A 13,628-nucleotide genomic window follows, 5' to 3' on the forward strand; every position below is an offset into this window, starting at 1 on the left:
CGTCATCCTCCTGCGAACGGCGGGAGCACCTCGACCGTGCCGCCGTCGGCCAGCCGTACCGTCTCATGGCCGCGGGTGCCCACGGGGTCACCGTCCACGAGGAACGAGCAACGGCGCAGGACGCGCTCGAGTTCGCCGGGGTGCCGCTCGCGCACCCCGTCGAGCGCCTCGGCGAGCGTGGCCGCCTCGTACGGCTCCTCGGCCACCCCGGCCGCGGCCTTGGCGGCGGCCCAGTAGCGCACCGTGACCTTTGGCATCTGCTTCCTCAATGAATTTCGACGGTGAACCCCGTCAGGCTAGCCCGCCCGGGCGACGCCCCACCGCGCGATCCGGGCCAGCAACTCGTCGCCCGCCGCGTGCTCGGCGTGTCCCATACCCGGCTCCAGCCACAGTTCGCCCTGGTCACCGGCGGCCGCGGCGAGCATCCGCGGATGGTCGACGGGGAAGTAGCCGTCGGCGTCGCCGTGCACGATCAGCAGCGGGGTCGGGGCGATCCTCGGCACCGCCTCCACCGGGGAGAGGGGCACCGGGTTCCAGTCCCGGTGGTGGATGCGGGTCCGCAACCCGTACCGGCCCACGACGCGTCCCTCGGGCCGGGTCACCAGCCAGTGCAGCCGCCGCATGGGCGCGGTGCCCCGGTAGTACCAGCGGGCCGGCGAGCTGACCGACACCACCGCGTCGGTCTGCCGGGGGTGCAGCGCCGCGTGCCGGAGCACCACCGAACCGCCCATGGAGAAGCCCACCGTCACCACCCGCGCGTGCCCGCGCTCGCGGGCCCAGTCCACCGCCGCCGCCAGGTCCAGCACCTCCCGGTCGCCGACCGTGGAGTGCCCGCCGGACATCCCGTGCCCCCGGAAGGAGAAGGTGACCACGCCCCCGTGCCGGGCGAACGCCCGCGCGATCCGCCGCACGTGCGGGCGGTCCACCGCGCCGGTGAACCCGTGGGCGACGACGAACACCGGGCGATCGGAAGGAGTCCGGGAGGTGTCGTGCACCGCCGCTCCCGGCTCGTACACCGCCTCGATCGCCACACCGTCGGACGTCCGCAGAAACACCCGCGCCGACGTCCGCACAGGCTTTCCCCCGTTCGTCTCGGGATGCGGACGATCGGTGGAACGCGCCACATGACCTGCCGGACCAGAGCTCATGTGGGCTATTCTGCTGGGCAGAGGACTCGGGCACCGTAGCCCCCGGGTCCTTTTGTGCTTTCGGAAGCGTTGTATACGAAGCGGGAAACCGCAGGTGTACGGGGCCTTCGGGATCGCAGAGCGGTGCTGTGCCAACAAACGTCCTCGCAGGGACCGAGGAGGAACCAGACGTATGAGTTCTCTGCTGCTCCTGACCAATGCCCTCCAGCCGTCGACGGAGGTGCTCCCCGCCCTCGGCCTGCTCCTGCACAACGTGCGTGTGGCGCCCGCGGAGGGCCCCGCCCTCGTCGACACCCCCGGCGCCGACGTCATCCTCGTCGACGGCCGCCGTGACCTGCCGCAGGTCCGCAGCCTGTGCCAGCTGCTGCGCTCCACCGGACCGGGCTGTCCGCTCGTCCTGGTCGTCACCGAGGGCGGCCTCGCCGCCGTCACCGCGGACTGGGGCATCGACGACGTCCTGCTCGACACCGCCGGCCCGGCCGAGGTCGAGGCGCGGCTGCGGCTGGCCATGGGCCGGCAGCAGATCGTCAGCGACGACTCCCCGATGGAGATCCGCAACGGCGACCTGTCGGTCGACGAGGCGACGTACTCGGCCAAGCTCAAGGGCCGCGTCCTCGACCTGACCTTCAAGGAGTTCGAGCTCCTGAAGTACCTCGCGCAGCACCCCGGCCGGGTCTTCACCCGCGCCCAGCTGCTCCAGGAGGTCTGGGGCTACGACTACTTCGGCGGTACGCGCACGGTCGACGTGCACGTACGGCGGCTGCGCGCCAAGCTCGGCCCCGAGCACGAGTCGCTGATCGGCACCGTGAGGAACGTCGGTTATCGATTCGTTACGCCGGAGAAGCCGGAGAAGATGGAGCGCGCCGCCGAGGAGGCGAAGGCCAAGGCGGTCACGGCAAAGCCGGACATCGACGACAAGTCGACCACCTCGGAAGCCGCCGACGCCCGCGCCAAGGCGTAAAGAGGCGTCATGCGGCGCCGACCTGGGCATCGCTCCCCGCACGGGGCGCCCCGGACACCGGTCGGGATATCGTACGGAACCTCCTTTACGCCCTGCCCGGAGCCGGTATATCCGCGTAGACTCCGCGCGTGGCCAAGGTGACTCGGGATGATGTGGCGCGGCTGGCAGGGACTTCCACTGCCGTCGTCAGCTACGTCATCAACAACGGACCCCGGCCGGTCGCCCCGGCCACGCGCGAGCGTGTCCTCGCCGCGATCAAGGAGCTGGGGTACCGGCCCGACCGGGTCGCCCAGGCGATGGCCTCGCGGCGCACGGACCTCATAGGCCTGATCATCCCGGACGCCCGTCAGCCCTTCTTCGGGGAGATGGCGCACGCGGTCGAGCAGGCCGCCTCCGAGCGCGGGAAGATGGTCCTGGTCGGCAACACCGACTACGTGGCCGAGCGTGAGGTCCACTACCTGCGCGCCTTCCTCGGGATGCGGGTCTCCGGCCTGATCCTCGTCAGCCACGCGCTCAACGACCTGGCCGCCGCCGAGATCGAGGCCTGGGACGCCCGTGTCGTGCTGCTGCACGAGCGGCCCGAGGCCATCGACGACGTCGCCGTCACCACGGACGACCTGGGCGGCGCCGAACTCGCCGTCCGGCACCTGCTGGAGCACGGCTACGAGTACGTGGCCTGTATGGGCGGCATAGCCGAGACCCCCGCGGTCGGCGACCCCGTCTCCGACCACGTCGAGGGCTGGCGCCGCGCGATGGAGGACGCCGGGCTCTCCACGGAGGGCCGCCTCTTCGAGGCCCTCTACAACCGCTACGACGCCTACCAGGCCGCCCTGAAGATCCTCTCCGGCCCCGAGCGCCCGCCTGCGATCTTCTGCTCCACCGACGACCAGGCGCTCGGCCTGCTGCGCGCCGCGCGCGAGCTGCGCATCGACGTCCCCGGCGAGCTGGCGGTGGCCGGCTTCGACGACATCAAGGAGGCGGCCCTCGCGGACCCGCCCCTGACCACGGTCGCGTCCGACCGCCCGGCGATGGCCCGGGCGGCGGTGGACCTCGTCCTCGACGACGGGCTGCGGGTCGCGGGGAGCCGGCGGGAACGGCTGAAGGTGTTCCCCTCGCGGCTGGTCACCCGGCAGTCCTGCGGCTGCCCGTAGCTCCCCGCTCCGGAGCGGCAGGCCTCCGCATTCCGGGGCGGCGGCTGCCTTTATATCGGGCATACGAGGTTCTGTCGGGCTTCTCAGGGAGCACTCAGGAAGCTCTCATGGTCGGGCGACAAGCTCTGTTCCATGACCGAGAGCTTCCACCGCAGTGGCGAATACGAGAACCCTTACGAGGGTCAGCAGCAGGCCCCGGTGAACCCCGAGTGGCCGCCCCCGCCGGCGTACGCCCCGGCACACGCTCCGCATCCGAAGAAGCGCAACCGCGGCCCCCTGGCCCTGATCGCCGCCGTGGCGATCGTCGCGGCGGCGATAGGCGGCGGCACCGCCTACGGCATCCAGGAACTGACCGGCAACGACACCGTCGCCTCCAGCTCCACCAGCACCAACGTGGTCCCCTCCAGCCAGAAGGGCACGGTCGCCGGGGTCGCGAAGGCGGTCAGCCCGAGCATCGTCGAGATCAGCGCCGAGTCCAACGCGGGGTCCTCCACCGGCTCCGGCGTGATCATCACCAGCGGCGGCGAGATCGTCACCAACAACCACGTCGTCGCCGGGGCCTCCAGGATCAAGGCGACGACCAGCGACGGCAAGTCGTACACCGCGAAGGTCGTCGGCACCGACAGCAAGAAGGACCTGGCGCTGATCAAGCTGGAGAACGCCTCCGGCCTGAAGGCGGCCACGCTCGGCGACTCGGCCGGCATTCAGGTCGGCGACCAGGTCGTGGCGATCGGCTCCCCCGAGGGGCTGTCCGGCACTGTCACCAGCGGCATCATCTCGGCCCTCGACCGTGACGTCACCGTCCCGACCGAGGAGGGCCAGGACCAGGGCCAGCAGTGGGGGCAGGGCCAGGGGCAGGGCGACCAGTGGCCGTTCGAGTTCGGCGGACGCCAGTTCAACGGCGACACCGGCGACGACACCACGACGTACAAGGCCCTCCAGACCGACGCCTCCCTCAACCCGGGCAACTCCGGCGGCGCGCTGATCGACATGAACGGCAACATCATCGGGATCAACTCCGCGATGTACTCGCCGGCCGGCCAGGCCTCCTCGTCCTCCGACGCGGGCAGCGTCGGCCTCGGCTTCGCCATCCCGATCAACACCGTCAAGGCCGACCTCGCGAAGCTGCGGGCGGGTTCGACCGACTGAGTCCCGGCCATCGACAGCTCGACAGCTCGACAGCGAGGAGTACGGCGATGATCCAGCAGGTGGTGCACACGGAGCCGGGCGGGGACCCGGCGGCGGTGGGGTTGGCGTTGGCGGTGGCGTACGCCCTGCACCCGGCGACGGCCCGGGCGGCCGAGGTGGCGCCGGCGGCCACGACGCCGCGCCGGACGGGCCGCTCCGCGAGGGCGCGACGCCGGGCGGGACGAGGCTGAGGCACGTCCCGCCGCAGCCCGCAGGCGTGCGACGCTGAGGGCGTCAGAGGAGCAGCACCCCCGTCCCCCTTCACCCCCGAGGACCCCGAGCCATGAGCCCCGCAGACGGCGACCGTGACCCGCAGCGCATCCTGATCGTCGACGACGAGCCGGCCGTACGCGAAGCACTCCAGCGCAGCCTCGCGTTCGAGGGGTACGGGACCGAGGTCGCCGTCGACGGCGCGGACGCCCTGGACAAGGCGGCGGCCTACCGGCCCGACCTGGTGGTCCTCGACATCCAGATGCCACGCATGGACGGCCTGACGGCGGCACGCCGCATCCGCGCCACCGGCGACACCACGCCGATCCTCATGCTCACGGCCCGCGACACGGTCGGCGACCGGGTCACCGGCCTCGACGCGGGCGCCGACGACTACCTGGTCAAGCCCTTCGAACTGGACGAACTCTTCGCCCGGATCCGCGCCCTCCTGCGCCGCAGCTCCTACGCGGCGGCCGTGGGTGCGGCCGGCCCGGCCGACGAGGACGCGCTCACCTTCGCCGACCTGCGCATGGACCTCTCGACACGGGAGGTCACCCGGGGCGAGCGCCAGGTGGAGCTGACCCGCACCGAGTTCACGCTCCTGGAGATGTTCATGGCGCACCCGCGCCAGGTCCTCACCCGGGAGCAGATCCTCAAGGCCGTCTGGGGCTTCGACTTCGAGCCGTCGTCGAACTCCCTCGACGTGTACGTGATGTACCTGCGCCGCAAGACCGAGGCGGGCGGGGAGCCGCGCCTCGTCCACACGGTGCGGGGGGTCGGCTACGTGCTGCGGCAGGGCGGCGCCGAGTGAGTTCCCGGACGGTCCTGCGGCGGTTCCGCTCCCTGCCGATCCGCTCCCGGCTGGCCCTGCTGGTGGCGGCGGCGGTGGCGTTCGCGGTGGCGGCGGTGTCGGTGACCTGCTGGTTCATCGTGCAGGGGAAGCTGTACGACGAGATCGACAACGACCTGAAGTCGTCGGTCGCGCCGCTGCGTCCGGGCGAGGTCCAGGCGCTCACCCACACGTGCCGTCAGACGCCTTCCGACTCGCTGGGCATGGGGTCACGGCCCAAGACCTACGGGCAGCTGGTCCGCGTCGACGGCAAGCTGTGTCTCTTCCCGACCTCCACGACCCAGGTGCGCGTCACCGGCGACGACAAAGCCGTGGCCGCGAACCCCGACCCGAACCAGGGCCGCATCCGCGACGGCACCGACGAGGACGGCAACAAGCTGCGTGTCCTGACGACTGCGGTCGTCATCAAGGACGACGACCTGCCCCCGGGCGTCGCCGCCGACTACTCCCTCGTCATCGCGCTGCCGCTCAAGGGCACCCAGTCCACGCTCAACGAGCTGGCCCTGATCCTCCTCCTGGTCTCCGGCGTGGGGGTCCTCGGCGCCGGAGCCGCCGGTCTGGCCGTCGCCCGGGCCGGTCTGCGCCCCGTCGACAAGCTGACCGAGGCGGTCGAGCACGTGGCCCGTACGGAGGACCTGCACATCCGCATCCCCGTGGAGGACGACAGCGAGGACGAGATCGCCCGCCTGTCCCGGTCCTTCAACTCGATGACGTCGGCGCTGGCCAGCTCCCAGGAGCTCCAGCAGCAGCTGATCGCGGACGCGGGCCACGAACTCCGCACCCCCCTCACGTCCCTCCGTACCAACATCGAACTCCTCACCCGCAGCGAGGAGACGGGCCGCCCCATCCCCGAGGCGGACCGCAGGGCGCTGCTCGCGTCGGTGAAGGCGCAGATGACGGAGCTGGCCGCGCTCATCGGCGACCTCCAGGAACTGTCCCGCCCCGACACGGGCCAGCACGGGAGCCGGACCCAGATCGTCGCCTGGCAGGACACGGTCGAGTCGGCACTGCGGCGGGCCCGGCTGCGGGGCCCGGAACTGACGATCACGGCGGAGATCGAGCCCTGGTTCGTCCGCGCGGAACCCTCCGCTCTGGAACGGGCGATGGTCAACATCCTGGACAACGCCGTGAAGTTCAGCCCGGGGGGAGGCACGATCGACGTACGCCTCGCCTCGGGCACCCTCACGGTCCGCGACCACGGCCCGGGCATCCCCGCCGACGAACTCCCCCACGTCTTCGACCGCTTCTGGCGCTCCCCGAGCGCACGGGCCCTCCCGGGCTCGGGACTGGGCCTGTCGATCGTGGCCCGCACGGTGCAGCAGGCGGGCGGCGAGGTGACCCTCACCCCGGCGGAGGGCGGCGGCACGACGGTGACGGTACGACTGCCGGGGGCGTCGGTGCCGCCGCCGGAGGACCCTCCTGCCTCGGCCTGATCCCGACCAGGGAGCGTCTGGGCCACCGTTGCCTCTGCCTGCCAGACCCTCGTGCCCTCCTCGTGGCCGATGCGCTCCGCTTCCCCTCCGGTCTGAGCCGCAGCGCCCGACAAACGAGGACATCTCACCCACCCAGCTGTCGATGTCCTGTCATACCCATCAGTAGCGCACACTCCTGCCGCTGTTCTGACATCTTCATCGCCGTCACAGAACGACAAGCAGGAGTGAGCCCCCCACATGCGCCTCATCCGCACGTCAACTCTCAGGAAATGCGGCATAGTTGCCGCCTCCACCGCCTTCGCCGTCACCGGACTGCTCACCGGTGCGGGCACCGCCGCCGCCGGGCCCGCCGGGGCGACCGACATCCGGGGTGTGGACCCCGGGGACACCGACCTGATGATCGAGCGGCTCTGCGGCCAGGAGACGAGTCTGACGGGCGTGTACGGCGCCCTCAACGTCGACACCGGCGAGTTCAAGACCCGGGACGAGTACCTGCGGGACGTCATCGGGCTGTGGGCGCCCGCGGGGCCGTGGGAGCTGTTCCGCGGCTGGTGCGGGTACGCCGAGGCCTCGACCTGGTCCATCAAGGGCGACACCGTCCGCACGTCCCGGTGGATCGGCAACCAGGGCTCCGCCGACGACAAGGAGACCTTCGTCAGCAGCTACAGCACCAAGACCTTCGCGAAGAAGAGCGTGGGCGGCTCCATCAGCCTCTCCCTCGCCAAGAGCATCTTCAGCGGGACCGTGGGCGGCAGCGCCGGCTACGAGTGGGGCTGGGAGAAGGAGTCCAAGTTCGAGACCCGCAGCGAGAAGACCATCCCGCCGTGCCGGCAGGTCGCCGTGACCTGGACGCCGTACCAGCGCGTGGTGCGCGTCAACCCCGTCTTCCACGTCGAGGACTACCAGTGGAACAAGGGCGACGGGGACCGGACCGTGCACAGCTGGCGTGACCGGGGCTACCAGACCGTCTACTCGCACGGGTACTACATCGACGGCATCTCAGACAAGCTCCTGCCCAGCGGCCAGCCCGACGGCCGAGAGGACAAGATCGAGGAGAAGCTCGACCCCGAGTCCTGCACCCAGTAGGGCACACCGGCAACCTTTCCGTGTGGGGCGGCGACTGTTCAGCGGTCATTCCCCCACACGGAACGGATCGCCGCATGAGTGAGCCGCGCAGCAAGGCCCGTCGCCGTCACCGCAGAAGCCGCGCCCACCTGGCAGTCGGGATCCCCCTCGCCCTGGCCGCCGCCGCCACGGCCGCCTCCACATCCGCCGTATCCGCCAAGGCCTCCGCCGCCACCACCCTCACCGTCGCCCAGGACGGCAGCGGTCAGTACCGCACCGTCCAGGCCGCCGTGAACGCCGTGCCCGCGAACAACCCCTCGCGCGTGGTGATCGCCGTGAAGCCGGGGACGTACCGGGAACTGGTGAAGGTGCCGTCGAACAAGCCGCACGTCACCATCCAGGGAACGGGCGGGAGCCGCAAGGACACCACCATCGTCTACAACAACGCGTCGGGCACCCCCAAGCCCGGCGGCGGCACCTACGGCACGGGCGGCAGCGCCACCGTCGCCGTCGAGGCCGACGACTTCCAGGCGCGCAACCTGACCATCTCCAACGACTTCGACGAGAAGGCCAACCAGCACTTCAAGGACCATCAGGCCGTCGCCCTGCGGACCGCCGCCGACAAGGTGTTCCTGGACGGGATCATCGTCAGCGGGGACCAGGACACCCTGCTGCTCGACACCGCGTCGAAGGACCGGCTGGGCCGGGTGTACGTCTCCAACTCCTACGTGATCGGCAACGTCGACTTCATCTTCGGCCGGGCCACGGCCGTCGTCGACAAGTCCGTGATCACGCTGAAGAAGCGCTGGGACGGCACCTCGGCCGGGTACATCGCCGCGCCGAGCACCGCGGCGAACCGCAGGGGCTTCCTGATCGCCGACTCCACCGTGAACGGCGATGTGTCGGCCGGGACCTTCTACCTCGGACGGCCCTGGCACGCCGGCGGGGACGCGTCCCTCGATCCGCAGGCCACCGTCCGCAACACCAGCCTGAGCAACGCGGTCAAGTCGACCCCGTGGACCGACATGAGCGGGTTCTCGTGGAAGGACGACCGGTTCGCCGAGTACAAGAACCACGGCGCGGGGGCGGGCGGCGCGAGCAGCAACCGGCCCCATCTGAGCGACGCGCAGGCCGCGGACCAGGAGGTCGCGGACTGGCTCGCGGGCTGGACGCCTTCGGCGTCCTGAACGGCTCCCTTCCGGGTCCGGCTGACGAGCGGCGCCGGACCCGGAAGGGCCACCATCTCGAGGGTGACTACTGCTTCCAGGCGTAGTGCAGCCGGTCCAGGCCGCTCTGGTTGTTCACCGTCAGGCTGAGCTTGGTGCCCGTGCCCTGGAGCGTGGTGAGGGAGTAGGTGTCACCGTTGCGCAGGCCGGGCCAGTAGACCGAGCCGAGGCCCAGTTCCCGGATGGTGTCGGTCGCGGCCTGGATGTAGGCGATCTCGTTGGAGGTGCCCACCGGGCCGTTGTAGTCCAGGCCGGTGGTCATCGACGCGCCGAACTCGTCGAGGATCGTGCGGGACGCGCAGTCGCCGATGCGGCTCTTGAAGTCGGCCTTCCACTGCTCGACGCTGGCCCAGTCGGTGTGCCAGAAGCCGTAGTTGTGCAGGGCCAGGCGGACGCCCTTGAGGCGTGGGTCGGCGCAGACCGGCTTGACGTCCTCGCTGTACTTGTAGCCGCCGATCAGGATCCGGTCCCGGGGCACGTCGCGGTGGGTGGTCACCCACTTCGCGGCGATGTCGGTCCACTCCTGCGCGGTGTAGCCGAACGGCTCGTTCATCGGCTCGAAGTACACCTTGGAGTTGCCGGCGTAGGCGGTGGTGATCCGCTTCCACATCCGGTCCCAGGTGGCCTGGTCGTCGATCTTGCCGTCCTTGGCGTTGTCGGCCTCCCAGTAGCCCAGGATGACCTTGAAGCCCTTGGCGGTGGCGGCGTCGATCGCGCCCCGGTACGACTTCCAGAACGGCCCGTTCACCGAGGTCGGGTTGACCGGGAGGCGGACGGTGTTGGCGCCGAGCTTGGAGAACCCGCCGATGATCGCCTTGGACCTGGCGTAGGTCGTGGCGTAGCTGTCGGAGGTGGACAGGCCCGAGGGCACGACCGCGTCGTGGGCGTAGTTGTCGCGCGGGTCGGCCCAGTTGACGCCCTTGAAGTCGCTGACGGGCGGTGGGGTGGGACGGTGGGTGGGAGAGGCGGCCGCGGGGGAGGCGAACGCCCCGCCGAATGCCGTGACGCAGGCCAGGAGCGCCCCCGCGGCGGCTGTCCCACGCTGGTTCTTGTCGGACACGACATCCCCTTCTGAGCAGGTGCAAGGATGAGCGACCGCCGGACGGCCCGCTCATGGGAGCACGAAACTAGAAGGGAACTCGAACAGAGGTCAACACATCAGCACATAAAGTTTCACCCAGATGGTGATCCGCCTGCCTCGGCCCGCTCAGCCGCCCACCGTCAGCCCCGAGCCCGACAGCCGCACCCGGATGCCGTCCTGCTCCACCCGTACGTCCTCCAGCTTCACGTTCCCCTGCTCCGGCTTCGGCAGTTCGAAGGCCAGCGCGAGCCGGTCGGCCAGGACCGGGCGGGTCAGGCGGGACAACTCCCCGAGGAGGGCGGGGTCGAGGCCGAGGCTCTTGAGCACGCCGGGGTTGTCCAGGGCGAGGTCGATGAGGTTCAGGCGTTCGGCCTGGCGGGCGAAGCGCGGGGAGCCGGTCAGCTCGGTGAGCTTGCCGTCGTCGGCCAGGGCCTCGTTGACGGCCGCCTCGGGCACGCCCATCCGCCGCACGATGGCGGGGACCGACAGCAGGGCCTTGGCCTTCCGGGTCTCCCGGGCCAGGTCGGCGGACGCCTCGGGCGTCAGGTGCAGCCCTTCCGAGGCGCGCTTGCCGGGGCGGTAGGTCGCCAGGTCCCCGATGTCCAGGCGCATGCCGCCGATCTCGGTGGCGATGCCCCGCTCGCCCTGCCGCTGGATCCGGGCCTCGGCCCGCAGCCTCAGGTCGTGCCCGGCGACGGGCAGGGTGCCGCGTGCCCGCACCCGGTCCCGGCCCTCGCCGGTGAACGTCACCTGGGACGCTCCGAGTTCGCGGTTGAGGTCCTCGAAGGACAGCACGACGTCCCCGTCGAACCGGGGGACGTCGGCGCCGCGCACGGACGTCAGCCCTTCGGCGTTCAGCCGCACGTCATGGGCCGTGGCCGACACCTTCGCGAGCGAGACGCGGTCGGCGGCGACGTCCGGGACGGTCAGCTTCACCGACTCCAGCCGCTTGTCGGCGAGCTGGGTGAGGAAGGGGAAGCCGCCGATCTCCACCTCGGGCGCTGCGGCCAGGTCGAGGCGGTCCTTGAGGGTGTCGGCGGCCCGGTGCTCGGCGTACAGCACCGCCCAGCGGTCGCCGAGGGCGGCGAACGAGGCGAGGACGACCAGGCCGACGACCGCCTTCACCGCGAACGGCAAGCCAGCGAAACGATTCTTCCGACGCCGCTTGCCGCCGCGGCGATGGTCCGGCGGGGCCCAGGCGTCCTCGGCGCCCGCAGTGCGTTCCTCCGGGAGGAACTCCTCCAGAGGGGTCTCCTCCAGAGGCCCGTCATCGAGGGCGGCGAGCTCCTCGTACGGGTTCGGACGGGGATGCGCATCGAGGTGGTGGGGGGTACGCATCGATCCATCCGACCATGCGCACCGGCCCCACCCGCAACTCGAACCGCCGGTATGCGACTTACTTCACGATCGTGATCCGGTCCGCCTTCGGCGGCGCGATCGGGTTCGCAGCCGAGGAGTTGGCCGTCAGGTACTGCTCCAGCGCGGTCAGGTCGTCGGCGCCGACGACGTCGTTCGTGCCCTGGCCCAGGGTCGGGAAGCCGTCACCGCCGCCCGCGAGGAAGCTGTTCGTCGCGACACGGTAGGTGGCCGACGGGTCGATGGCCGAGCCGTTCAGCTTGATGCTGTCCGTGACCACACGGTCGGCGCCGGTCCTGGTGAGGTCCAGCGTGTAGGTCAGGCCGGACGAGACCTGCAGGACCTTCGGCGCCGCCGCGTTGGGGCCGGACACCTGCTCCTTGAGCGCCTGGATGACCTGCGCGCCCGTGAAGTCCTGGAGGTTCACGGTGTTGGCGAACGGCTGGACCGTGAAGCCCTCGGCGTAGGTGACGACACCGTCGCCCTCGGCGCCCTTGGCCGTGTAGGTCAGCGGCGCGCGGATGCCGCCCGGGTTCATCAGCGCCAGGTCGGTCTCCGGGTCGAGCTGCTTGCCGTGGGCGAGCTGGGCGTCGGCGATGAGGTCGCCGAGCGGGGACTCGGTGCCGGTGTTGCCGATGTCGCCGGAGATGTAACCGATCGCGCGGTTGCCGATGGGCGCGGCCAGCGTGTTCCACTTGCCGATCAGCTCGGTCATGTCGGGCGCCTTGGGGACGTCCCGGGTGACCACGCGGTTCGCGGACTTCACCGCCGTACGGGCGATGTCGCCGGTCCTGCGGTCGTAGGTCAGCGTCGTGTCGGTGTAGAGGCGGCCGAAGGACGCGGCCGAGGTGACCATGCGGGGCTTGCCCGCCGGGTCGGCGATGCTGCACACGTACGCGTTGTGGGTGTGGCCGGTGACCAGCGCGTCCACCTGCGGGGTGACGTTCTTGGCGATGTCGACGATCGGGCCGGAGATGCCGTCGCCCGCACCCGGGGAGTCACAGTCGTAGTTGTACGACGTCGACGCCGGGAAACCGCCCTCGTGGATGAGCGCGACGATCGACTTCACGCCCTGCTTCTGCAGCACCTTGGCGTACTTGTTGATCGTCTCGACCTCGTCCTTGAAGGACAGGCCCTTGACGCCCTCGGCGGAGACGATGTTCGGGGTGCCCTCCAGGGTCACGCCGATGAAGCCGACCTTGACGCCGTTCTTCTTCCACACCCAGTAGGGCTTGAGGATCGGCTTCTTCGTCTTCTCGTCGAGGACGTTGGCCGCGAGGTAGGGAAAGTCGGCGCCCTTGAACTTCTTGTCCGAGTAGCAGCCGTCCTTCGGGTGGCAGCCGCCGTTCTGGAGGCGGGCCAGCTCCTTGGCGCCCTCGTCGAACTCGTGGTTGCCGACGGAGGTGACGTCGAGGTCGAGCTTGTTCAGCGCCTCGATGGTCGGCTCATCGTGGAACAGCCCGGACAGCAGCGGGGAGGCACCCACCATGTCGCCGCCGGCGGCCGTGATGGAGTACTTCTCGCCCTTGCGGGCCTGCCGCAGATGCGTGGCGAGGTACTCGGCACCACCGGCGTCGATGGTCTTCGTCGTGCCGTCGGGCTGCGTCTCGGTGACCCGGCCGGAGGAACCGGCGGGCGGCTCCAGGTTGCCGTGCAGGTCGTTGAAGGACAGCAGCTGGACGTCCTGGTAGCGGCCGTGGCCGTACCCGCCCTCGCCGCGCTCCTCCCCGGCGGAGGCCGAGCCCGGCAGCCCGGCCGCCGCCAGCGCGCCGACGGTGACGACACCGGCGGTGAGAGCGGCGAAACGGTTCGTACGACGTCTGCGGCGGTCCGGGTGCGCCGGTGAAGTGGCTGGCATACGCCCCCCTGTAGGTCTGCTGGGACAGTGATGTCGTCCGGCGCAGCCTAGAGTCAACGCGCGTAGCGCAACAGGTGTTTCATGGTTACGGCCTGGTTGCT

At 70.6% G+C, this 13,628-nt stretch carries 12 protein-coding genes and 1 pseudogene; 8 read left to right on the forward strand and 5 right to left on the reverse strand.

The features are described from left to right. Nucleotides 1-2: 2 nt before the first annotated feature. Both ADK65_RS16490 and ADK65_RS16495 read right to left on the reverse strand, forming a co-directional pair. Nucleotides 3-257, reverse strand: a complete 255-nt coding sequence (locus tag ADK65_RS16490; RefSeq protein ID WP_010036212.1) for a MoaD/ThiS family protein — start codon at nt 255-257, stop codon at nt 3-5. 39 nt (nt 258-296) lie between these two features. Further along, entirely contained in the window at nt 297-1,148 is an 852-nt protein-coding gene (locus ADK65_RS16495; protein WP_199825647.1) for an alpha/beta hydrolase, read from the reverse strand. A 172-nt stretch (nt 1,149-1,320) separates the two neighbouring features. Here ADK65_RS16495 and ADK65_RS16500 point away from each other — a divergent pair, with 172 nt between their 5' ends. The 8 genes and pseudogenes from ADK65_RS16500 to ADK65_RS16535 all read left to right on the forward strand — a co-directional run. Continuing rightward, nucleotides 1,321-2,109, forward strand: coding sequence for a winged helix-turn-helix transcriptional regulator (locus ADK65_RS16500; protein ID WP_053670902.1), 789 nt, complete (start codon nt 1,321-1,323; stop codon nt 2,107-2,109). 128 nt (nt 2,110-2,237) lie between these two features. Then, nucleotides 2,238-3,260, forward strand: a complete 1,023-nt coding sequence (locus ADK65_RS16505; RefSeq protein WP_078956006.1) for a LacI family DNA-binding transcriptional regulator — start codon at nt 2,238-2,240, stop codon at nt 3,258-3,260. A gap of 132 nt (nt 3,261-3,392) precedes the next feature. Further along, on the forward strand, nt 3,393-4,409 hold the full coding sequence (locus ADK65_RS16510; RefSeq protein ID WP_053670904.1) for a S1C family serine protease: 1,017 nt from the start codon (nt 3,393-3,395) through the stop codon (nt 4,407-4,409). A gap of 47 nt (nt 4,410-4,456) precedes the next feature. Continuing rightward, nucleotides 4,457-4,639, forward strand: coding sequence for a hypothetical protein (locus ADK65_RS16515; protein WP_053670905.1), 183 nt, complete (start codon nt 4,457-4,459; stop codon nt 4,637-4,639). A gap of 92 nt (nt 4,640-4,731) precedes the next feature. Then, nucleotides 4,732-5,469, forward strand: a complete 738-nt coding sequence (locus ADK65_RS16520; RefSeq protein ID WP_053670906.1) for a response regulator transcription factor — start codon at nt 4,732-4,734, stop codon at nt 5,467-5,469. Further along, complete coding sequence (locus tag ADK65_RS16525) at nt 5,466-6,941, forward strand: sensor histidine kinase (protein ID WP_199825648.1); 1,476 nt, start codon at nt 5,466-5,468, stop codon at nt 6,939-6,941. Before ADK65_RS16520 ends, ADK65_RS16525 begins: the two co-directional genes overlap by 4 nt. 237 nt (nt 6,942-7,178) lie before the next feature. Continuing rightward, nucleotides 7,179-8,027 (forward strand): hypothetical protein, encoded by an 849-nt coding sequence (locus tag ADK65_RS16530; RefSeq protein WP_053670907.1) that lies wholly within the window; start codon nt 7,179-7,181, stop codon nt 8,025-8,027. Nucleotides 8,028-8,224: 197 nt separating this feature from the next. Continuing rightward, nucleotides 8,225-9,193, forward strand: a pseudogene (locus ADK65_RS16535) (pectinesterase family protein); the annotation flags it as partial. Between the two features lie 67 nt (nt 9,194-9,260). Here ADK65_RS16535 and ADK65_RS16540 read toward each other — a convergent pair. From ADK65_RS16540 to ADK65_RS16550, 3 genes are all read right to left on the reverse strand, one after another. Then, on the reverse strand, nt 9,261-10,292 hold the full coding sequence (locus ADK65_RS16540; protein WP_053670909.1) for a glycoside hydrolase family 5 protein: 1,032 nt from the start codon (nt 10,290-10,292) through the stop codon (nt 9,261-9,263). A 147-nt stretch (nt 10,293-10,439) separates the two neighbouring features. After that, nucleotides 10,440-11,651, reverse strand: coding sequence for a DUF2993 domain-containing protein (locus ADK65_RS16545; RefSeq protein WP_053670910.1), 1,212 nt, complete (start codon nt 11,649-11,651; stop codon nt 10,440-10,442). A gap of 58 nt (nt 11,652-11,709) precedes the next feature. After that, complete coding sequence (locus ADK65_RS16550) at nt 11,710-13,527, reverse strand: bifunctional metallophosphatase/5'-nucleotidase (RefSeq protein ID WP_053670911.1); 1,818 nt, start codon at nt 13,525-13,527, stop codon at nt 11,710-11,712. Nucleotides 13,528-13,628 lie beyond the last annotated feature (101 nt).

This window comes from Streptomyces sp. NRRL B-1140 (assembly GCF_001280065.1).
Classification (GTDB): Bacteria; Actinomycetota; Actinomycetes; order Streptomycetales; family Streptomycetaceae; genus Streptomyces.

Coding starts and splice junctions, on each gene's coding strand:
- ADK65_RS16500 (WP_053670902.1), top strand. CDS start 1,321: ATGAGTTCTCTGCTGCTCCTGACCAATGCCCTCCAGCCGTCGACGGAG.
- ADK65_RS16545 (WP_053670910.1), bottom strand. CDS start 11,651: ATGCGTACCCCCCACCACCTCGATGCGCATCCCCGTCCGAACCCGTAC.
- ADK65_RS16490 (WP_010036212.1), bottom strand. CDS start 257: ATGCCAAAGGTCACGGTGCGCTACTGGGCCGCCGCCAAGGCCGCGGCC.
- ADK65_RS16510 (WP_053670904.1), top strand. CDS start 3,393: ATGACCGAGAGCTTCCACCGCAGTGGCGAATACGAGAACCCTTACGAG.
- ADK65_RS16520 (WP_053670906.1), top strand. CDS start 4,732: ATGAGCCCCGCAGACGGCGACCGTGACCCGCAGCGCATCCTGATCGTC.
- ADK65_RS16530 (WP_053670907.1), top strand. CDS start 7,179: ATGCGCCTCATCCGCACGTCAACTCTCAGGAAATGCGGCATAGTTGCC.
- ADK65_RS16495 (WP_199825647.1), bottom strand. CDS start 1,148: ATGAGCTCTGGTCCGGCAGGTCATGTGGCGCGTTCCACCGATCGTCCG.
- ADK65_RS16550 (WP_053670911.1), bottom strand. CDS start 13,527: ATGCCAGCCACTTCACCGGCGCACCCGGACCGCCGCAGACGTCGTACG.
- ADK65_RS16515 (WP_053670905.1), top strand. CDS start 4,457: ATGATCCAGCAGGTGGTGCACACGGAGCCGGGCGGGGACCCGGCGGCG.